The 20,311-nt window shown below is 40.1% G+C and carries 22 protein-coding genes; 10 read left to right on the forward strand and 12 right to left on the reverse strand.

Annotation, left to right across the window (positions count from 1 at the left end):
- Window positions 1–11: 11 nt before the first annotated feature.
- The 4 genes from A374_RS13875 (at window position 12) to A374_RS13890 (ending at window position 3,296) form a co-directional block, all read left to right on the forward strand.
- A complete protein-coding gene (locus A374_RS13875; RefSeq protein ID WP_007202857.1) occupies window positions 12–1,625 on the forward strand; it encodes a DHA2 family efflux MFS transporter permease subunit in 1,614 nt (537 codons plus the stop codon).
- 31 nt (window positions 1,626–1,656) lie between these two features.
- Window positions 1,657–2,184, forward strand: a complete 528-nt coding sequence (locus A374_RS13880) for an NAD(P)H-dependent oxidoreductase (protein WP_007202858.1) — start codon at window positions 1,657–1,659, stop codon at window positions 2,182–2,184.
- Between the two features lie 10 nt (window positions 2,185–2,194).
- Complete coding sequence (locus A374_RS13885) at window positions 2,195–2,740, forward strand: hypothetical protein (protein ID WP_007202859.1); 546 nt, start codon at window positions 2,195–2,197, stop codon at window positions 2,738–2,740.
- Window positions 2,741–2,813: 73 nt separating this feature from the next.
- Window positions 2,814–3,296, forward strand: a complete 483-nt coding sequence (locus tag A374_RS13890; protein WP_007202860.1) for a CBS domain-containing protein — start codon at window positions 2,814–2,816, stop codon at window positions 3,294–3,296.
- Between the two features lie 25 nt (window positions 3,297–3,321).
- On the opposite strand, the gene A374_RS13895 is transcribed toward A374_RS13890, so the two are convergent.
- On the reverse strand, window positions 3,322–4,881 hold the full coding sequence (locus tag A374_RS13895; RefSeq protein WP_007202861.1) for a long-chain-fatty-acid--CoA ligase: 1,560 nt from the start codon (window positions 4,879–4,881) through the stop codon (window positions 3,322–3,324).
- A gap of 170 nt (window positions 4,882–5,051) precedes the next feature.
- Between A374_RS13895 and A374_RS13900 the strand changes: the two genes are divergently transcribed.
- The gene (locus A374_RS13900) at window positions 5,052–6,053 is read left to right on the forward strand and encodes an N-acetylglucosaminidase (protein WP_007202862.1); all 1,002 of its coding nucleotides are present in this window, start codon (window positions 5,052–5,054) and stop codon (window positions 6,051–6,053) included.
- A 137-nt stretch (window positions 6,054–6,190) separates the two neighbouring features.
- On the forward strand, window positions 6,191–7,093 hold the full coding sequence (locus tag A374_RS13905; protein ID WP_007202863.1) for a tyrosinase family protein: 903 nt from the start codon (window positions 6,191–6,193) through the stop codon (window positions 7,091–7,093).
- 126 nt (window positions 7,094–7,219) lie between these two features.
- On the opposite strand, the gene A374_RS13910 is transcribed toward A374_RS13905, so the two are convergent.
- From A374_RS13910 to deoR, 6 genes are all read right to left on the reverse strand, one after another.
- Window positions 7,220–7,918 (reverse strand): 23S rRNA pseudouridine(2604) synthase RluF, encoded by a 699-nt coding sequence (locus A374_RS13910; RefSeq protein ID WP_007202864.1) that lies wholly within the window; start codon window positions 7,916–7,918, stop codon window positions 7,220–7,222.
- 41 nt (window positions 7,919–7,959) lie between these two features.
- Window positions 7,960–8,589 carry an AmiS/UreI family transporter gene (locus tag A374_RS13915; protein ID WP_007202865.1) on the reverse strand — a complete coding sequence of 210 codons (630 nt, stop codon included), beginning with the start codon at window positions 8,587–8,589 and terminating at the stop codon, window positions 7,960–7,962.
- A 114-nt stretch (window positions 8,590–8,703) separates the two neighbouring features.
- A complete protein-coding gene (locus A374_RS13920) occupies window positions 8,704–9,882 on the reverse strand; it encodes a NupC/NupG family nucleoside CNT transporter (RefSeq protein ID WP_007202866.1) in 1,179 nt (392 codons plus the stop codon).
- A gap of 36 nt (window positions 9,883–9,918) precedes the next feature.
- Entirely contained in the window at window positions 9,919–10,359 is a 441-nt protein-coding gene (locus A374_RS13925; protein ID WP_420794950.1) for a cytidine deaminase, read from the reverse strand.
- Window positions 10,346–11,023, reverse strand: coding sequence for a deoxyribose-phosphate aldolase (gene deoC / locus A374_RS13930; protein WP_007202868.1), 678 nt, complete (start codon window positions 11,021–11,023; stop codon window positions 10,346–10,348). The genes A374_RS13925 and deoC overlap by 14 nt, the downstream gene beginning before the upstream one ends.
- A gap of 126 nt (window positions 11,024–11,149) precedes the next feature.
- A complete protein-coding gene (gene deoR / locus A374_RS13935) occupies window positions 11,150–12,094 on the reverse strand; it encodes a DNA-binding transcriptional repressor DeoR (protein WP_040340609.1) in 945 nt (314 codons plus the stop codon).
- Window positions 12,095–12,349: 255 nt separating this feature from the next.
- On the opposite strand from deoR, the gene A374_RS13940 reads away from it, so the two are divergent.
- From A374_RS13940 to A374_RS13950, 3 genes are all read left to right on the forward strand, one after another.
- Window positions 12,350–12,550, forward strand: a complete 201-nt coding sequence (locus A374_RS13940) for a DUF3311 domain-containing protein (RefSeq protein WP_007202870.1) — start codon at window positions 12,350–12,352, stop codon at window positions 12,548–12,550.
- Window positions 12,551–14,008 (forward strand): sodium:solute symporter family protein, encoded by a 1,458-nt coding sequence (locus A374_RS13945; RefSeq protein WP_007202871.1) that lies wholly within the window; start codon window positions 12,551–12,553, stop codon window positions 14,006–14,008.
- A 336-nt stretch (window positions 14,009–14,344) separates the two neighbouring features.
- A complete protein-coding gene (locus tag A374_RS13950) occupies window positions 14,345–15,859 on the forward strand; it encodes an NCS1 family nucleobase:cation symporter-1 (RefSeq protein ID WP_007202872.1) in 1,515 nt (504 codons plus the stop codon).
- Between the two features lie 47 nt (window positions 15,860–15,906).
- Here A374_RS13950 and A374_RS13955 read toward each other — a convergent pair whose 3' ends face one another.
- Genes A374_RS13955 through A374_RS13975 form a run of 5 tightly spaced genes read right to left on the reverse strand, consistent with a single transcriptional unit; the run spans window position 15,907 to window position 19,217 of the window.
- Window positions 15,907–16,536 carry a class I SAM-dependent methyltransferase gene (locus A374_RS13955; RefSeq protein WP_007202873.1) on the reverse strand — a complete coding sequence of 210 codons (630 nt, stop codon included), beginning with the start codon at window positions 16,534–16,536 and terminating at the stop codon, window positions 15,907–15,909.
- Window positions 16,520–17,245 (reverse strand): hypothetical protein, encoded by a 726-nt coding sequence (locus tag A374_RS13960; RefSeq protein WP_007202874.1) that lies wholly within the window; start codon window positions 17,243–17,245, stop codon window positions 16,520–16,522. The genes A374_RS13955 and A374_RS13960 overlap by 17 nt, the downstream gene beginning before the upstream one ends.
- Window positions 17,242–17,949: a hypothetical protein gene (locus A374_RS13965; RefSeq protein WP_007202875.1), complete on the reverse strand. Its 708-nt coding sequence runs from the start codon at window positions 17,947–17,949 to the stop codon at window positions 17,242–17,244. Before A374_RS13965 ends, A374_RS13960 begins: the two co-directional genes overlap by 4 nt.
- Window positions 17,936–18,826, reverse strand: a complete 891-nt coding sequence (locus A374_RS13970) for an ABC transporter ATP-binding protein (protein ID WP_007202876.1) — start codon at window positions 18,824–18,826, stop codon at window positions 17,936–17,938. The genes A374_RS13965 and A374_RS13970 overlap by 14 nt, the downstream gene beginning before the upstream one ends.
- Before the next feature lies 1 nt (window position 18,827).
- On the reverse strand, window positions 18,828–19,217 hold the full coding sequence (locus A374_RS13975; RefSeq protein WP_007202877.1) for a GntR family transcriptional regulator: 390 nt from the start codon (window positions 19,215–19,217) through the stop codon (window positions 18,828–18,830).
- A gap of 192 nt (window positions 19,218–19,409) precedes the next feature.
- Between A374_RS13975 and A374_RS13980 the strand changes: the two genes are divergently transcribed.
- Window positions 19,410–19,880, forward strand: coding sequence for a PaaI family thioesterase (locus tag A374_RS13980; RefSeq protein ID WP_007202878.1), 471 nt, complete (start codon window positions 19,410–19,412; stop codon window positions 19,878–19,880).
- The last annotated feature ends 431 nt before the right edge of the window (window positions 19,881–20,311 follow it).

The raw sequence follows: 20,311 nt of genomic DNA on the forward strand, positions 1-20,311 counted from the left end.
AGGAAAATTAAATGACAAGTGAACTCGAACAACCACAAAATTCGCATGATATTAAACGGTTCATTCCGCTATTGATTATATTAATGGTCGGTTTGTTTCTTGCCATTTTGAACCAAACATTGTTGAACGTAGCCATTCCGCGCATAAACACTGAGTTTGGCGTAGAAGCTAGTACTTCACAATGGTTATTAACAGGCTACATGCTCGTTAACGGTGCACTCATTCCGTTATCACCTTTTTTAATTGAGCGATTTGCTGTTCGTCGTCTGTTTCTTTTTGCCATGTTGTGCTTTACAGTCGGTTCTTTAATTTGTGGAGTAGCAACTGGATTCCCAATTATGATTACTGGCCGATTAATTCAAGCCATTGGCGGGGGCGTACTTGCTCCACTCGTAATGACCATCATTCTCTTCATTTTCCCTCCAGAAATTCGAGGAAAAGGGATGGGGATTTTCGGTCTTGCGATGATGTTTGCGCCAGCAGTCGGACCAACTCTTTCTGGTTGGGTCGTTCAAAACTATAACTGGCACTTACTTTTCACAGGTATGGTACCACTAGGTGTAATTGTACTTGTGCTTGCTTTTATTAGCTTAAAAGACATTCAGCCACCGAAAAAAGTCGCGGTTGATACACTTTCTGTCGTAACATCACTCGCCGGTATGTCACTTTTACTTTACGGGTTTAGTGAAGCAGGAAATGATGGCTGGACAGATGGCGTCGTTTTATCAACGATGATTATTGGTGCTCTATTATTAGCGTACTTCACGATACGACAATTTCGTCTTGAGAAACCGTTGCTTGATATGCGTATTTTCAAGTTCAACATTTTCTCACTCTCAAGTATTATCAATATTGTATTAACGATTAGTATGTATTCTGGTATGTTCTTACTACCAATTTACTTACAAACAATTCGTGGCTACTCACCACTGGATTCAGGGTTACTTCTCTTACCAGGTGCGATTATCATGTTAATTATGTCTCCTATTTCGGGTACATTATTTGATAAGGTGGGACCACGACCACTTGCTATCTTCGGTATGGTAATTACGACGGTAACAACGTACATGTTTACAAAACTTACGATGACAACACCATATTCGTTCATCGTCGGTCTGTACATGATTCGTATGTTCGGTATGTCATTCCTAATGATGCCGATTATGACAGCTGGTTTAAATCAGTTGCCGAAAGAACTAAGCAGTCATGGTACGTCTATGTCAAATACATTGCGCCAAGTCAGTGGTTCAATCGGAATTAGTTTAATTACAACAATCTTTACGAATCGCACAGATTTCCATAAAGAAGTGATGAGTGGAAGCATGAATACAGGTGATCCGTTCTTCATGGCATCTTTCCATGATTTTGTTCAAAAAGTGGCCATTACGCTTCACATTCCACTTCCACAAGCACAAAACCAAGCGTTACAAATGCTTTATGGAAGAATGAGTCAAGATTCAGCGATTAGCGGCATTAACGATGCGTTTATATGGGCAACCCTTATTTCACTCGTCGGCTTAATCTTAAGCTTCTTCTTGCGCGATGTTCGTAAAGATAAAGCGAAAGCAAAACAGTCACAAAAAGATGAAGTGCTCTTGCTGCCTGCACCAAAAAATGTATCCTAAACTTTCCAATTTTGAATAGGAGGACTACATGATGAAAATTTGTGTTGTATATGACAGCGAAGGCGGCCATACGAAAGCTCTTGCCGAAGCCATTGCGGCTGGCGCACAAGAACAAACGGGAGCTGAAGTATTTTTATGGAGCGTAGATGAAGCAGATGTCTACGCTCTTCCTGAAATGGATGCCATTATTTGGGGATGTCCAGGTCACTTCGGAACCATTAGCTCTGGCTTAAAGAGCTGGATTGATAAACTCGGCTACTTATGGGCTGAAGGAAAACTTATTAATAAAGTGGGTGCTGTATTCACTACAACAGCTACTACTCATGGTGGATTAGAAGCAACCTTATTAAATCTAATTACACCAATGCTTCACCAAGGAATGCTTATCGTTGGCTTACCAGGTAACATTCCTGCCAACGCGTTATATGGCTCTTATTATGGAGTAGGTGTAACGTTCCCAATTGATGGAGGAGAAGAAATTTCTTCAGAAGGAAAAGCTCTTGGTCACGCATTAGGAGAACGTGTTGCCAATGTGGCAAGACAACTAACAGATCGGTAGGTGAGAAGACATGTTTGGTGTGCTGGCTATTATTATTGCCGTTATTTTGATTGTCGTTTTAATCATTATCAACTCTAAAGCCGTTTCATCTCGTGGAGCAGCTAGTGAACAAAAACAACAACAAAAACAAACATCAGCGCCGTCTGCGTCTTCAACGTCTATGCCGTCTACTTCTTCTGAAAATCTTGATCCGGCTCAGCAACCTCTTCAGCAACATGAGAGCCCTCGTGCTCCAGAACAACCTGAAGTGAAAAAACCGGTTCAACAACAGCAGCCTGTCAGGAATCAAAAGAAAGTAACGATGCCTACAAATGAACAAGCTGATATTCAAGAAAAGACTACGCATCCTGAAACGGAGACGACAGCTCTTAAGCAAAGTACTCCGGTAAACGAGGAACAGAAAATGGGGGATAATGAATACCGCAATGCCTTACAAAAATTGCAAACTCCATCTCCAATTCCTGCTCCAAGTGAACCGGAAGAAGAAAAGAAACTTACGATGAAAGATAACGATTATCGTAAAGCTCTAAAATCTTTACAAGATAAACAAGATTAATAAGGAAAAGGCCATAGAAATGCTATCTATGGCTTTTTCTATATCAATACAGGTACAGAGAGGGGATCATCTTATGAAAGTGCAAGATTTTATGATTTCAGATGTGTATGTTGCACATCTTGATCAAACGTTAAGCGAAGTAATGGAGATGTTAGCTCGACAAAATGTAGGAGGAATGCCTGTCGTCGATCATGAAGGCAAACTACTTAGCATGATTTCAGATGGCGATATTCTTCGCGCATTGAAGCCGAAAAGTCGTCATATGTATGACTTTTTCTCCTTTGTATTTTATGAAGAACAAGCTGAATTTGAAGAAGTTATTCGTCATACCGGTGCCACACCATTACGTGAACTTTTACCTAAACGCATTAAAACATATACCGTTTCTCCACAGGATGAAATGGAGCATGCGCTTGGCCTGTTAGCGAAGCACCATTTCAAAAAGCTTCCTGTTATTGATGAACAACAACATGTAGTTGGTATTATTAGCCGTGGCGATATTATAAAGAAAATCCGCAATGCAATTTTACCACAGCTGCAAAACGATCAACGTTAATCTTGTAAGCACACAGAACAGCTTCTTACGGCTGTTCTGTTTTTATTTCTCGCACGCTTTCTCGCAACACATATTTTTGTATTTTCCCACTAGCATTGCGCGGAAGTTCTTGTGAGAATATATACCGACGAGGTCGTTTATAATTGGCTAATTGGGCACTCTCTTGACAAAAACAGTCTAGCTCCTCTACCGATACATTCTCTTTTTTTCGAACGATGACTGCTACTACCCGTTCTCCCCATACCTCATCAGGCTCTCCAAACACGGCCACATCTAAGACATCTTCATGTTCAAACAAAACATCTTCTACTTCACGAGGAAAGATATTCTCTCCACCACTAATAATCATGTCATCAATACGATCAGATACATATAAGTACCCGTCCTCATCCTTATAACCGATATCACCCGTATGATACCAACCTGACCGCAAAGCCTGGGCGGTTGCTTGTTTTTTTCCTAAATAGCCCTTCATCATACTTGTACCTCGAACGATAATTTCTCCCTTTTCGAAGGGAGGAAGCTCTTGCATCGTTGCTGAAGTCTCATTATATACCGGTTTAACGATGCGAATTTCATGATTTGGGCAAGCGATGCCGGCAGATCCTACTTTACGCTCCTGCTCCTCTTCGTATAAAAAGGAGATGGCTGGACCCATTTCTGTCATACCATAGGCTTGTACGAGCGCTATACCCATCGTATCCATGAGTTTCCGTATAAGAATGGGTGCCATCGGGGCTCCACCGTATAAACCAAGTCGTAATGCATCCAATCGGTACTGTGTTACGTCTTCCTGCATGAGCATATTCCACATTGCAGGTGCTGCAAACATTACCGATATACATTCCTTTTCCATAATAGATAGTACCTGTTTCGGCTGAAATTGTGACATAATGATTGATGTTGCACCACAATGAATACGAGGCAAAAAGGCACAATGCAGTTCCGCACAATGAAACATAGGAGCTGCTGTTAAGCCACGATCATGAGGACGCAGTTGAAGTGCTTGCATACAAATTAAACTTTGTTCTATCATATCGCGATGACGATGAAGAACACCTTTTGGTTTTCCCGTCGTCCCACTCGTATACATAAGCGAGTAAGCTTCATCTTCATTCACTTCAATCGGTAACGCAGTTGTTGGAGCATTTTGTATATACGTTTGTAAAGAATCAGCCCGACTTGTTGTACTACTCATCCAGCAACGAAGCTTCGGATCTGCTTTTTGCAATTGCGATACTTCAGCAGCTAACAACTCATCATAAATGAAAAGAGCGGGTGTAGCATCGCAAACAATGTGTGCTACCTCTTTCCACTTCAACCGAAAGTTAATAGGATTAAAAATAGCACCCATTTTGGCACATGCCAAAAAAATCGTGGCAAATTCAATGCTATTAAACAGAAAAACAGAAACAACGTCCCCTTTTTTAACACCCGACATTCGGAAGGCTTGTACTGATTGATTTACAAGTTCATTCCATTGTGAGTACGTATAACGTCTACCTCTTTCTGAATCTACAATCGCTTCTTTACTTGGAAACTTGTTTACACTCTGTTCAAATAATTGACCTATTGATAAATACATCCCACACACGCTCCTTTTCATTTAGATGAACCTATAAAGGAAAAACGCTAGATGTGCTTACTGTATTCCCGTCTCTTTCTATAAAATCCTCTTACAATCAAAAAAAGAATAAATCTCTCCTATCTTCTGTCGATATACTTCGTAAGACTCGATTTATAGGAGGATGTTCTTTGAAAATTATACTGTTAGTCTCCCTATTGCTATTCACTTTACTGAATTTTTTCCAAAGCCATGCTTTTGCTGCTGTGAGCATGACGAAGCGTATTGTTACCTATCCACTTACACTCGATGAGATGGTGCAAATGCAAATGAAAACACAGCCACAAACCGATCATCGTTATTCCATGTTTGTACGAGGCAATACGATTCAACCTGTTAATGATCATATTGGCATTGTCATTAAAGATGAAACGACGATAAAAAACGCACCAACACCATCATCATGGACTATTAACACTGTCAAAAAAGGCGATCAGCTTTCTCTCCTTTCAAAAGTAAAAGGAAAAGATGGCTCTCATTGGTTTCGCGTGCTCCATTCAAAGCAATGGTTCTATGCTCATCCTAAGGACGTACGCTATAACCTTGATCCGAGTACGTTTCTAGCAAATACTGTACAGTCATTGCAGTTCGCTAAGCTATCGCAAAGCGCAAATCTGCAAGTCAATGAGGTAAATAATGCCTTGTTAAAAGGAAAAGGTATTTTGGAAGGAACAGCAAAGGTCTTTATTTCAGCTGCGAAAAAGTATCGCTTGAACGAGGTATATTTACTCTCACATGCATTATTGGAGACAGGGAATGGTGCATCTGCTCTTGCAAACGGCATTTCTTATAAAGGAAAAACGGTTTTTAATATGTATGGAATTGGCGCTGTAGATCACCGTCCACTAGAGGGTGGTGCAAAATATGCTTACGAACATGGTTGGTTTACGCGTGAACAAGCAATTCGTGGCGGAGCGGCTTATATTGGCGCTAACTATATTAAGAATGGACAGGATACGTTGTATAAAATGCGGTGGAATCCAGAAGGAGCGATGAAGCTTCGTTATGCTTCTCATCAATATGCTTCTGATGTAAGGTGGGCAACTAAACAAGTCACGTATATGAGCCAACTATACAAAATGTTATCAAGCTATCACCTTTCACTTGAGATCCCTGCTTATCAAAAACGTTGATTCATAAAAAATCCGCTACCCATTTGCGGCCTTTATAGTGGCACTCTTTCATAGCTTGCTTACTATATCGTAAGGGTATTGAAAAAAAGATATAACCCTTCTATCTTAAAATAGAGAAAGCAGGGAATGTGTTGGCTATGAATGAACGTGTGAGAAAAAGTGTCAACTCACTTACAGCCAGTGAAAAAAATGATTTTGTAAATGCGGTTCTCACCTTAAAAGCAGAAGGAAAGTATAACAAATATATCGCTTGGCATGCCTCGGCTGGTGGCTTTCAGACACCACAAGGCGCCGACCGAACAGCAGCACATATGTGTCCTGCATTCTTGCCGTGGCATCGTGAATTTTTGTTGCGATTTGAGCGAGATTTACAGTCTGTTAATCCAAGCATTATGCTTCCTTACTGGGATTGGGCTAGAGACGCCATGCTTCGTGACCCTTCACAAGCACCGATCTGGCAACCTGATTTCATGGGTGGAAATGGAAATCCACGCAATGATAATCTCGTAGAAGATGGGCCATTCATCGGCAATCGCTGGATTACGATTGATGAAGAAGGACGACCTGCGGGCGGATTACGGAGAGATTTTGGTCAAGACGGTTTAAGGTTACCAACCGAAACTCAGGTAAGAAATGCCTTAACTATTCCCGTCTACGATCGCCCACCATATAACATGGATAGCCGAAATAGTTTCCGTAATACACTAGAAGGCTTTCCAGACGGACCGCAGCTTCATAATCTTGTTCATCTATGGGTTGGTGGGCAAATGGGCTTTGTGCCTATTGCGCCGAATGATCCTGTATTTTTTCTTCACCACGCAAATGTAGATCGTATTTGGGCGATGTGGCAAGATTTATACCCAACAAGTCCATACCTTCCCCAAGAAAATGGACCATACGGCCAAAATTATCATGATCCTATGTATCCTTGGAACGCGCAAACTCCTTCTGATGTGAATAATTATCGTGCATTAGGTTATGTTTACGAAGCTAGTTCAATTTCAAACTCTCCCAAAAAAACATCTTCCCTTTCCCGATAGACCCCCCGCTATCGACTTTAATCCCCTCTCCTATAGAGGCCCTTATGAAGGTTCCCTCTGTGTCTCTTAACCATAAAAAGGCAACTTTCCAACCAAGATGGTCGGAAAGTTGCCTTATTTTTTTAGCTAATCATGTGCGCCAAGCTCCTCTTTTAAACAAAGAAGTTCTTGCTCGGAAATCGCCCTATACTCTCCGATTGGGAGCGTATCTAATGAGAGACTCATAATACGAATCCGTTTAAGAGAAGTGACGGTATAACCGAGCGCACGTGACATGCGTCGTATTTGTCTGTTTAATCCTTGTGTTAAAACGATGCGAAAAGTTTCCGAATCAATTGCTTCTACGACACACGGTTTTGTTTTCACTTCCGGAAGTTGAACGCCTTGAGCCATTTGTTCAACAAACCAAGAAGTAAACGGTTTATTAAGTGTTACAATGTATTCCTTTTCATGTTCATAATCGCTATGACTGATTCTATTAGAAAATTGACCATCATTCGTTAAAAGAATTAATCCTTGAGAGGCTTTGTCTAACCGTCCGATTGGAAATACCCGCTCCGGATAGCCAATATAATCTATGATGTTACCTTCAATATGCTTTGCGGCCGTCGTTGTCACACCAATTGGCTTGTTAAACATTAAATAAATAGGCTCTCCCTTTTTCTCTAACGGCTTACCATTAATGAGAAGAACATCGCCCTCAGTTAGCTCTGTTTTTGATGTGCAACGCTCACCATTACACGTAAGCTTCCCATCCTCAAGCAATCGCTTCGCTTCGCGCCGTGACAGATTACCGTTTTCACTTATAAATTTAAAAATATTCATGCACCATTCCCTTTCTTCTTTAACACTAGGAAGGAGAACTCTTATGATGCGGCCGACATTGCTTTAAGCTCTGTACGTCGTGCACGTTTCCATTCTTGGATTGTTAGAACGATAAAAAACGCAAACCCAATTAACATAACACCAAGCCAAATACGTTCAATAAAGGGTTGCTTCCATAGCCCTGCTAACGATAAAAGAGCTGGAAAAGTCAATGTAATCCAAGACTGAACAAAAGCAACTTTGCCAACATACTGATCGATTTTCTTATTTAAGCCACCTGTTAAAAAGAAAAGAAACCATAAATACGCCCAAGCTAACCAAGTTAGCGCACTAACTAGGCTATGAAATTGCACGTAAGAAACGATTGTATATAGAAGGGCAATGATGGCTACCCATAGCGAGTAATAGCCAAGTCCACTTGCCTTCAATGAGAATAGATTGGTTACACCTACAAATAAGTACGTTAAGCCAAACAAAAAAATGGAGGCTAACTGAAAAAGTGTCCAATGCTCTTGATCGGAAATCACAATTAAATAAAACGGAATAACAATTTGAAGCACACCAACAAATAAGTTAAAGTACCCGGCGCTTTTACCATCTACCTTGCCAAGAAGAACAAAGCTATTTATAAATAAGGCCGCACCTGATAAAAATAAACCGACATCACCCATAACGAATCGCTAGTAGCGATTTATTCACCTCACAACTATTCTTTCCAAACGTAAAAAAAACAAATCCCTTCCTGCACCTGCAGAAAGGGATTATGCCCTCATTATTAGAAGCTATTACAGAATTAAACTTACGATAATAGCAGATAGAACACTTACTAATGTTGCTCCGTAAAGAAGCTTTAGACCAAAACGAGCTACCGTGTTTCCTTTTTCTTCGTTTAACCCTTTAACGGCACCAGCAATGATCCCGATGGATGAGAAGTTCGCAAAGGATACAACAAACACAGAAATAATTCCAAGTGTTTTCGGTGTAAACGTATGAATCTTAGTAAGCTCCTGCATGGCAACAAATTCGTTTGTCACAAGCTTCGTTGCCATAATGCCACCTGCTTGTACTGCTTCGTTCCAAGGAACACCCATAAGGAATGCAACTGGTGCAAAGATATACCCTAGAATGTGTTGGAATGTTACGCCGAACACAAGATCAAATACGTTATCGATACACGCCATAAGCGCTACGAAACCAATAAGCATTGCACCAACAATTACTGCTACTTTAAAACCATCCAAAATGTATTCGCCAAGCATTTCGAAGAACGATTGTTTTTCTCCTGCTTGTACTTCAATAATATCTTCTTTTGGATCTACTTCATATGGATTAATAATGGAGGCAATAATAAAGCCACCAAATAAGTTAAGCACGAGCGCTGTAACAACGTACTTTGGTTCAATCATTGTCATGTAAGCACCAACAATTGACATAGAAACCGTCGACATAGCTGAAGCACATAGTGTGTATAAACGATGTTTCGGCAATTTTCCTAATTGCTTTTTCACAGTAATGAATACTTCAGACTGCCCAACCATAAGTGAAGCAATCGCATTGTATGATTCAAGTCTACCCATACCGTTTACTTTGCTGAGTAGGAACCCAATAATTCGCATAAAGAATGGTAGTACTTTAATGTATTGTAAAATTCCAATAAGTACAGAAATAAATACGATTGGCATTAATACTTTTAAGAAGAAGGAATATCCTCCATTGTTTATTACGTCTCCAAATACAAAGCCAACACCTGAAGCAGCATATTCGAGCAGCTTATTAAAGACATTAGCGATGGAGCGAATAATAGTTTCTCCAACCTTCGTATTCAAAAGAACATACCCTAAGATGGCTTGAATAACGACCATAAGGATAATTGGTTTCACTTTAATGCCTTTGCGATTATTGCTAGCAATCAGTGCTAGTACGAATACAACCAAAAGTCCAATAATTGAAATTAAGTAAGTCATCATGAATTCTCCCAGAAGTTATATTTGAAAAAAAACTTATTGATGTAAATCTTTTGATGAAAAATAACCAGGCAATAGCTCGTTAATCGTTGTTTCTTGTACATCGCCATTAAGGTTAGCCAAATAGATTTTTGTTTGTTCATTACAAAACTCAGCAATGACTTGGCGACATGCACCACAAGGCGAAATAGGTCCTTCTGTATCTCCAACAATTGCCATTGCTTTTATAGTCTGTTCACCTTCTGAAACCGCTTTAAAAATTGCGGTGCGTTCAGCACAGTTGGTTAAGCCATACGAAGCATTTTCAACATTGCAACCGAGAAAAAGAAGATCATTCTCGGTTAACAATGCTGCACCAACTTGAAATTTTGAATAGGGAACATACGCCTTTTGGCGGGCTTTTACTGCTTGTTCAATGAGCCATTTTGTTTCCATCATGTATTCTCCATTCAAATTGAATTTTTTAGTAAGAGGAATTAGACGTCTGACCTTTTGCGATAGCAACACCTGAGCTTGCTCCAATACGAGTCGCTCCTGCTTTTACTACGTTTTGTGCATCTTCAAGGCTACGTACGCCACCGGATGCTTTCACACCAAGATCTGGTCCAACTGTTTTTCTCATAAGAGCTACATCTTCAACCGTTGCGCCACCTGTAGAGAATCCAGTAGATGTTTTTACATAATCTGCTCCTGCTTTCACAGAAAGCTCACAAGCCTTAACTTTTTCTTCATCTGTTAGTAGGCATGTTTCAATAATCACTTTCGTTAATGCTTTACCTTTAGCAGCGTTGATAACAGCAGCAATATCTTGCTCTACAAGATCAAATTGCTTGCTTTTCAATGCACCAATGTTAATAACCATATCGACTTCATCTGCACCATTTTCAATCGCATTGATTGTTTCAAATGCTTTCACTTCTGGTGTAGATGCACCTAATGGGAAACCAATTACTGTGCATACTTTTACTTCAGGTGTATCTTTTAAAATGTCAGCCGCTTTTTTAACCCACGTTGGGTTTACACAAACGGATGCAAATTTATATTCTTTTGCCTCCAGCGCTAACGTCTCCACTTGCTCAGCCGTTGCTTCTGGTTTCAAAAGGGTATGATCAATCATACTAACTAGATCTTTGTTTGACATAACCGTCAATCCTTTCCATTATAAGAAATAATAAAAACGCTTTCATGTAATGATCAGATGATACAATATCACTATAGCAGTCATCTGAACAAATGTAAACACGAAAGCGCACAATTGTAAAATATTCTAGTGTTTTTTATCTATGAGAAATCGTGCGGTATATTGATCAGTCACAAGGACATTGGCATATCCACCTTTTAACGCCCCATATATACCGTCAATTTTTTGTTGACCTCCTGCTACTAAAATAGCGAATTCTTTCTTTTTTAGTTCTGCTAAATCGATTCCAAGCGTGCGATCATTAAGATTGGCATTTAAAACATTTCCATCTTCATCAATAAATCGTGAACAAATATCGCCTACTGCTTTCGCCTCAATTTCCTTCATATCTTCATCAGAAAAATAACCAAGCTGAAACAAAAGAGAATCCGCTTTAACAGGTCCAATTGTAAACAACGCAATGTTTGCTTCCTTCCCAGTATCAAGAATCCGTTTAATATGCCGGTCAGCTTCCATTGCTTGTTTCACAACAATATGATCCACAATAACCGGTAAAGGCAAATGAATGGGTACCGTTTGAAAGGCTCTTCCAAATAGGTCAAGAATGTCCGAATGGTACGTATTTGTTTCTGAATGACTAATGCCACCCTTTAACTGCACGACTTTTACGTTTTTTACAAACTTCTGTTTCAATTCACACGCCACGTTATATAACGTTGTTCCCCATGTTATGCCAATGACATCGCCGTCTTTTACAATCTTATATAAATAGTGAGCCGTTTTTTCACCTAATTCTTTTTTTATAAACTGCTGATCATATTGTGGAACAGTGGCTACAATTGCTTTTTTCAATGAAAACTTTTCCTCAAGTTCTTTTTCCAGCTGCTCGCTTCCATTCGAGGGATCCATAATTTTAATTTGTACAATGCCTTCGCTTTTCGCTTGTTGGAGAAGCCTTGAAACGGTCGGTCTCGAAACACCGAGCTTGACCGCAATCTGACTTTGGTTATAGTCGAGCAAATAATACAGTTTTGCTGCCTCAATCACCTTTTTTAATTTTTCTTCCTCCAAAAGGGTCACCGCCGTTTCTCATATTCCTTCTCTTATATTAACAAAATTTCACTACGTTTGAACATATGTAAAAAGACTTACTACAATCGATGAGCGACCCACGTCTCTTCCCTAATTCCCTATTCTAACCATCCTTGCCATTTCAAAAGATTTTTTCTACTTTTGTTTCGTTTATAGCTTGTTTGTCACAGTTCTTACTGATATGATAAATGACATGCTTTAACGCACAAAAACATAAAAGGAGGAAAGTAATAGATGAGAAAAGTATTGCTCATTATACTTATTGCACTACCTATTATTTCTCAATTAATTGCCCTTCCCTTTGTTAATTCCATTCATCCGATTATAGTAGGATTGCCGTTTTTTCATTTTTGGCTCGTACTGTGGATCTTTCTTACACCATTATGTACGTGGGGAATTTATGCGCTTCAAAAAGCAGAAGGGAGTATTGACTAGATGAATGATCAATTGATCGCTCTTTTCATTACATTTATACTTGTAGCAATTATTGTCGTTATTGGCTTTATGTCAGGGCGAGATAAAAAAGTCCGAAGCTCTGTAGAAGAATGGTCGGTTGGCGGTAGAAACTTCGGAGGACTCCTCGTCTGGTTCCTTGTCGGTGCCGACTTATATACTGCCTATACGTTTCTTGGCTTAACAAGTTCAGCTTATACGAGTGGAAGCCTTATATTCTTTGCTATTCCATACTCTATTCTTGCCTATTTTATATCTTATTTCTTTTTACCAAAACTGTGGGCCGTAGCAAAAGAATATCGATTTACCACCTTAGCTGACTATGCACGCGGTCGCTTTGACTCAAAGTTATTATCTGCATTAATTGCGATTGTTGGTGTTCTAATGCTTATTCCCTATATTTGTTTGCAGCTAAGCGGGCTCCAAGATACGCTACAAGTTGCTGGGAAAGGCTACATTAACGTACAAGTCATTGTCATTGTTTCTTTTTTACTGGTTGGTCTCTATACGTTTTTCAGCGGCATTAAAGGACCAACGTATACAGCAATCATTAAAGATATTCTTGTTTGGGCAATTATGTTATTCATGATTGTTTCGTTACCGATGATTCACTTTAACGGCTGGAATCCGATGATTTCTCATATTACAAAAGAAGCGCCACAACTACTTACAATTCCTAGCAGTGGACCAAAGGCTTTTCCTTGGTTTATTACATCAGCTATTGTTTCTGCGCTTGCACTTTTCATGTGGGCTCATGCCGCTACTGGGGTATTCACTGCCAAAAGTGCAAATGCGATTCGTAAAAATGCGATGTTTTTGCCCTTATATAACATTATTTTAACACTCGTTATTTTCTTAGGCTTTATTGCGTATATGGTTTTACCAAAAGGTACAAACCCTCGCTTTGCGCTATTAGAACTGATTCATATGTCTTATGGTGGCGTCGCACAAGGATTGGCTTATGCAACCATTGCTCTTGCTTCTCTCATTCCGTGTTCAATTATGGCCGTTGGTGCTTCTAATTTATTTGCTAATAACATTTACCGCGACCTTATTAACCCGTCTGTTAACGGTGCACGCTTAACAATGATTACGCGTTGCATGGTGTTTGTTGTCATTGGCTTAGCTTTATTGTTTGGAATTTTCTTTCCGACAGCACTCGTTTCTTTACAATTGCTCGGTGTGGCTGGCATGGTACAAATTTTCCCGGCGATTGTGTTTAGTTTGTTTTGGAAAAAACAAACACGTGAAGCGACCATCGCAGGCTTAGTGGTCGGTGTCATTGTTACGTTCTCCATGTATTTTGCAGGCAAATCATTTGGCATTAATGAAGGCTTTTGGGGCCTTGTATCCAATATCGTCATTCTTCTTCTTTTAAATCCCTTCTTCTCTAAACGGGCGGGGACGAATGCAATTAAGCAGTTTTTATTCCAAAAATAATAAAGAAAGAGACTGGGACATAAACAGCCCTAACTCCTAAAAATGGCTTCATCATCGTTTTTTGATGCTGAAGCCATTTTTTGATTTTAGATTGTCTTGCGTTCAAGTTTCGCAGAAGTACTCGGGTCGCGCGCAGGAGATCGAAAAGAGAGCGAATCATGCACTACAAAACAGAGGAACTATTGTGTCCCAAGTCCTTTTCCTGTTATATAAAAGTTTTTATCACGAAGCAGGGTTTTTATGGAAGAACGGCGAAAAGGGAAATAATTTCATAAACAAAGGGGGGATTTAAGCTTGTTTCGGTTCGTCATTTCTTAATCGAAAGGGGAGCGCGACATGAAATCACAAGTAGAACAGCAAGGAATTGTTACCTTAACATCAGAGGCAACGGAATCAATGCGCAGTAGTGAGCTTTGGAACGATGATTTGCGACCAACAACATTGAAAGAACATACGTGGAGTGGCTTGAATTTTGCTACGCTTTGGATTGGCATGTGCTTATGTATTCCTGCCTATACAATGGCTAGTGGCATGATCTCACTTGGCATGAATTGGTGGCAAGCAATCGGGACTATTTTTTTAGGAAACGTCATTGTCTTAATACCTATCTTACTCAATTCTCATGCAGGTACGAAATTTGGTATTCCCTATCCAGTCTTCGCCAGGTTATGGTTCGGTTCCAAGGGTGCACACATTCCCTCAATGGCACGAGCCATTGTAGCTGCTGGTTGGTTTGGTATTAATACATGGATTGGCACGACAGCCATTGATGTCCTTCTATCAGCTTCCTTTTCAACGTGGGCTAACTTAACAGGTCATACAGCCATCATTTTCGCCCTGTTCTGGGCCTTAAATGTAGGTGTTGCCTATAAAGGTCCACAAGCGATTAAAGTATTAAGCTTACTTGCTGCCCCTATTGTTGGAATTGCAGCCATCGTACTCCTCATCTGGGCTTTTACCTCTGCAGGTGGTTTTGGGCCTATTCTATCAACACCATCAAAATTTACAACTACGGGCTCTTTCTTAAAAATATTTTTCCCAGCTTTAACAGGCGTTATTGCCTTTTGGGCAACACTCGCCTTAAACATTCCAGATTTTTGTCGTTATGCAAAAAATCAACGCTCGCAAATGATTGCACAAAGCTTTTCTCTTCCACTCACCATGAGTATTTTCTCCTTTATCGGGATTGCTGTTACTTCTGCGACGGTCGTTATTTTTGGCACCGCCTTATGGGATCCTGTTCAACTTCTTGCTAAATTCCCACCTTATGTGATTTTCTTAGGTACGATTATCATCGCCATTGCTTCGTTGACCATCAATGTTGGAGCCAATATTGTTGCACCCGCTCGCGCCATCGAAAATCTTTATCCAAAACGCATTACCTTTGGATTAGGCGCACTTATTACCGGGGTTTTCGCAATTCTCATGCAACCATGGTATATTATGTCAAACTTCGGCAACTACATTTTTGGCTGGCTCGGTACGTATGGTGCACTTCTTGGTCCAATTGACGGGATCGCCATTGCAGATTATTGGCTCGTCCGTAAAAAGCAGATGGCGTTACAAGAATTGTATGATCCCAAGGGTCGTTATTCATATTCCTCTGGCTATAACAAAAACGGTATTTACGCCTTATTAATCGGTGTAGCCATTCCATTGCTCGGACTGATTATTCCAGGAGCCCGCTTTCTTTGGGATAATGCTTGGACATTCGGGCTATTCATAGCGCTGTTTACGTATACGTACTTCATGCGCAATGATCACAGCATTTTGCGCAGTGGTGAATATGAAAAAATCACCCACTTTTCCACCGGAACAGATACACAACCTCCTGAATTCATCGCTAAATAAGTGAAAAAAAGTTGCTTCCACTAGTAAAGGGAGGCAACTTTTCTTTTTTATAACGAATAGATTGTAAATGCTTCATACGAATTGTTTTCGTATAACGATGGAATCTCAATCACTTGTTCCACTTGAAACATCGTTTGTTGCTGTAGAAAAAAATGATAGTCCTCGTGCGCATAATATAAGATTAGTACAATGCGACGTGGAAAGGTTTCAAGCGATTGTAAAATGTTTTCAATTACTTTCATGAAAATAGGTAGTGAGAACGGATGAAAAAAGTAAAAAATCGTATCAGTCTCATCAATAGGGTAGCGTGTCGCATCGTCTTCTATAAAGGTTAGTTTCCCCTTAGCATCCGGAAAGTTCTGTTCATACTGTTTCAAATTGTGTTGCGCCTCTTGAAAGAACCGAGGTTGTCGCTCAATGCCAATGGCGTCTCGTTGCAACATATAATGCCAATAAAAGCTTACGCGCCCTTTTCCACACCCAAAATCTACAAGCCGACCTGGAATCCTCCCCCACTCATAATGCGTAAGGAGAAGATGAAGCCCACCATAAGACGTAGGTTCATAGCGATGATAGTGCGAAGTTGCTTCATATACATGTTGGACCTCACTCGTTTCAATGTGCAACAACATTTCATACTCTTGATCCTTCATTTCTTGTTTATGGCTTCGTGACAAATGAAACCTCTCCCTTTTCCTCCGATACCTTCACACCTTTAGGCACTTTTACATACAAAAAGGAAATGCCGTGGCTTGTTAATTCTACTTCATGTTCCGTGTCACCCATGTTCTGCAAAAATCTTGATGCAACTACCTCATTCAGTGCTCCAAGCTTAGCTGTTTTGTTCTGATCAGTAACGATTATACGCTGACCATCATGCTGAACAATTGGCGACATAATAGTATGTGTATAATCAAAGCCTTCTTGAAAACTTCGGCCATGATAGTACTGTATTTCAATTTTCCCAGCGGTTCCTGGTTTTCGTTCGACATACACATTAGTAAGCGCCTGATCTCCATTGTGATCAGAATCAAAAGCAAACACTATCTTTTTTTCATGAATTGGGAAGATCCATGATTTCTTAAGAAATAAAGTATGTCCAAGTCCCGAGGGGAAATTTCCATTTTCTAATGCTTGATAGAGTGCTAGTTGTTCCTTTTCATGTTGTTTCATCTCATCAACCGTAGCCAATGGTTTTCGTTGAAGAGATTCATTGTCTATGCCAAAAGAGCTGATCGTTATTAAAAGTAAAAGGACAACATAGCCGATGAGAATGCGTGCACCGTTCTTGCCTGTTAATTTATCCTTTAATCTTTTTGAGAAAGCAAAAAGAAGATAAAAAACAATAAGAATAAGAAATAAAATCCATAGCAACGCAACAATCATGAACCATCCACCTCTACTTCTCGGGAAATAAAATAACTAATAGAATAACACGCACATGATACAACGAGCGCCTTCAAAGTAAAAATAACGAGTGACGTTTCCTCTGTAAACAGCTTAACGAAATTTGCAATGTAGGAATTCCCCATGAGTACATATCCAATAATCACTAACAAAACAATAGAAAACACAGCTTTTTTGTGCCATTGTACGAGCATACCAATTAAATATCCTATACTTCCCACCACTAAGAAATACAGCATTTGCACAAAACCCTCAATCATCATTTGTTGCATATTTATATCCTGAACATACAATGCGTCTACTTCATTAAATAAAAGAATGACTACTAGAGCACGGCTGACAAAAAACATCATACTAGCTGCAAAGACAGCTGTTGTAAGAAGAAACAATGCATTAGCGATGGTACTTGTCGTTGCATTGCATATAAATGTCACATCATCATATCGATAGCCTTTAGTCGTAAGGAGAAAAGCCGCTATTCCTTGCCATATAAGCAACACGACTAACATTGTAAGAACTGAATATATATTCATAGTATCGCTACTTCCAAAAGGCTGTGTTGCAAATAATAAAAATAATAGTTGAATAAAAATAAACGACGTAAAAACTTGCCGATAGGCACGCATCTTATACAGCCACTGTTGTTTAATAACTCCCCACAAAGAAGGTTCATGAAAAGACACGATTTATTCCCCCTCTATCCCCATCTGTTAAGTAAATACAAAGATCATCAACTGCTACTTTTTCAGCTACGAGCCCCTTTGCTTGGAACATTTCTAATGAAATGTCACTTTGCTTTACTACACCATACGTCACACCAGGTGTAATTTCTTTTTTCATAAGCCAATCGTGTTCCGCTACCACAGACTGTATTTGAGCAGTCGGTCCACTTACACCGATTGCGTATTCTCTTAACTCCTCCATAGGAAGATGCAATACTTTCTTGCCTTCATGAATAAGAACAATATCCTCAACGAGTTCTTCTATTTCTGATAGAAGATGACTTGATAATAAAATTGTACGAGGATCATCGATATACTCTTTTAGAAGCAAACGATAGAAATCCTTACGTACCGCCACATCCATCCCCGTTGTTGGTTCATCTAAAATTGTTAAGGGACAACGCGCACATAGCACGACAATCATTCGAAAGATGCTTTTCATACCGACTGACAAATGATGATAATAGCTTTCTTGTTCTAATTGAAAATACGTCATTAACTTCAAAGCTCGTTCCGCTTGCCAATTCGCATAAAATGCAGCCATTTTCGCTAACGTTTCTTGTAGTGTAAACTTCGGAGAAAAGCGCATCTCATCGCTAGCATACATACTGTTAGCAGAAACAAAAAGTGAGTTGTATGGGTTTTGAGCGAACACTGTAACTTCTCCACTCGTCGGACGAATATAACCAGCGATTAATTGTAAGAGTGTCGATTTCCCCGCTCCATTTCTTCCAATGATGCCAATTATTTTCGGTTCACTGCTACTAAAAGTAATAGAATCCAACGCCCGTTTACGTCCGTACTTTTTACTTAGCGAATGGCACTTTATAGCGTGCATGTTATAACTCCTCCGTTTCCTTGACATTTCTATACATGTGTACAATCATCGCAATCAAATCTTCTTCCGCAATGTTGAGATGAACGGCTTCACTCGCTAACTCCCCCACTAGCGGTTGAAGCTTCTTTTTTATTCGTTTATGCAGAACGATTTCTTTTCCTTCAGGCGATACGAACATACCAAGTCCCCTTTTTTTATAGAGCACATTTTCCTCGGCGAGTATAGTTAAACTTTTAGCAGCAGTTGCCGGGTTTACAGTAAACATTTCAGCTAATTGATATTGTGAGTACATTTTTTCGTCTGCAGCGATGGTATTGTTAATAATCTGACTCTCTAACCACTCAGCCAGCTGCAAATAAATCGGTATGATACTGTCATTATTAAGAATCATTTATAAAACTCCTTCGCCCTATACTACTATAGTGCATTATATGTGTAATGTACCTTATGTTACTATCACTTGTCAATTATTTCTAAAAAGTCTAATAGCCTAGGTTGAGATAGGCATGGAAACTGATTAAAGGATTCTCATCATGTATGTGGAATTGTTTCTAAGAGAATGCACGGAATAAGGAGGCTTTTTATGATTGCAATTCAAGATCTTTATCCTGAAGATTATTCATGGTGTTATGGCTGTGGTCGTCTAAATACGCACGGTCATCAATTCAAGACGTATTGGCAAAATGAGCATACGGAAACAATTTATACGCCGAAAGAAGCTGAGATGGCGGTACCAGGATTTGTTTATGGTGGGTTAATCGCTTCTCTAATTGATTGTCATGGAACAGGATCGGCCGCGCTGGCTTTGCATCGCAAAAACGGTCATGAACCAGGAGATGGCGCCGAGCCTCCTCGCTTTGTCACAGCTAATTTACATGTTGATTTTATGAAACCAACGCCTCACGGGATCCCGTTACGCGCCGTTGGTACGATCGAAGAAGTGCATCCAAAAAAGTGGATTGTGCATACGGAAGTATTTGCGAATGAATTACTTTGTGCGAAAGGAACCGTTACAGCTGCCGTTATGCCTGCTAGTTTCCTTCAAAAGCAATAAGGAAAAGGACTTGGGGGACAAGACTTCCTCTGTTTTGTGATGCATACGGTGGCTCTTGCGCGCGAATCGAACTTACCTGCGCGCGAATCAACCTTGTCTGCGCGCGAACCGGGGGCTCTTGTGCCCTTCACTCTTTTGATGATTATTGAAGAGATTGCACGCGATTTCTTCTCATTTTTGAGCACATTTACGAGATTAGCTCTTAATTTGCTCTTGTTTTCATCCCTTGCATACGTTGTTAGAGGTGATTTGTCTAGTTTGTGCGTGATTCGGGGCTTCTGCGCGCGAATCAACCTTGTCTGCGCGCGAACTCGGGGCTTCTGCGCGCGAATCAACCTTGCCTGCGCGCGAACCAGGGGCTCCTGCGCGCGAACTAGGGCTTCTGCTCCCTTCACTGTATTTGACGATTATCGAAGAGATTGCCCTCTTCT

It is taken from the genome of Fictibacillus macauensis ZFHKF-1, from assembly GCF_000269865.1.
Classification (GTDB): domain Bacteria; phylum Bacillota; class Bacilli; order Bacillales; family Fictibacillaceae; genus Fictibacillus_C; species Fictibacillus_C macauensis.

Bases quoted from the DNA above. Each gene is read 5' to 3' on its own strand.
- A374_RS13875 (WP_007202857.1), top strand. From the start codon at position 12: ATGACAAGTGAACTCGAACAACCACAAAATTCGCATGATATTAAACGG.
- A374_RS13885 (WP_007202859.1), top strand. From the start codon at position 2,195: ATGTTTGGTGTGCTGGCTATTATTATTGCCGTTATTTTGATTGTCGTT.
- A374_RS13890 (WP_007202860.1), top strand. From the start codon at position 2,814: ATGAAAGTGCAAGATTTTATGATTTCAGATGTGTATGTTGCACATCTT.
- A374_RS13880 (WP_007202858.1), top strand. From the start codon at position 1,657: ATGAAAATTTGTGTTGTATATGACAGCGAAGGCGGCCATACGAAAGCT.
- A374_RS13905 (WP_007202863.1), top strand. From the start codon at position 6,191: ATGAATGAACGTGTGAGAAAAAGTGTCAACTCACTTACAGCCAGTGAA.
- A374_RS13920 (WP_007202866.1), bottom strand. From the start codon at position 9,882: ATGACTTACTTAATTTCAATTATTGGACTTTTGGTTGTATTCGTACTA.
- A374_RS13910 (WP_007202864.1), bottom strand. From the start codon at position 7,918: ATGAATATTTTTAAATTTATAAGTGAAAACGGTAATCTGTCACGGCGC.
- deoC (WP_007202868.1), bottom strand. From the start codon at position 11,023: ATGTCAAACAAAGATCTAGTTAGTATGATTGATCATACCCTTTTGAAA.
- A374_RS13895 (WP_007202861.1), bottom strand. From the start codon at position 4,881: ATGTATTTATCAATAGGTCAATTATTTGAACAGAGTGTAAACAAGTTT.
- A374_RS13950 (WP_007202872.1), top strand. From the start codon at position 14,345: ATGAAATCACAAGTAGAACAGCAAGGAATTGTTACCTTAACATCAGAG.
- A374_RS13980 (WP_007202878.1), top strand. From the start codon at position 19,410: ATGATTGCAATTCAAGATCTTTATCCTGAAGATTATTCATGGTGTTAT.
- A374_RS13945 (WP_007202871.1), top strand. From the start codon at position 12,551: ATGAATGATCAATTGATCGCTCTTTTCATTACATTTATACTTGTAGCA.
- A374_RS13960 (WP_007202874.1), bottom strand. From the start codon at position 17,245: ATGATTGTTGCGTTGCTATGGATTTTATTTCTTATTCTTATTGTTTTT.
- A374_RS13915 (WP_007202865.1), bottom strand. From the start codon at position 8,589: ATGGGTGATGTCGGTTTATTTTTATCAGGTGCGGCCTTATTTATAAAT.
- A374_RS13940 (WP_007202870.1), top strand. From the start codon at position 12,350: ATGAGAAAAGTATTGCTCATTATACTTATTGCACTACCTATTATTTCT.
- A374_RS13970 (WP_007202876.1), bottom strand. From the start codon at position 18,826: ATGCACGCTATAAAGTGCCATTCGCTAAGTAAAAAGTACGGACGTAAA.
- A374_RS13975 (WP_007202877.1), bottom strand. From the start codon at position 19,217: ATGATTCTTAATAATGACAGTATCATACCGATTTATTTGCAGCTGGCT.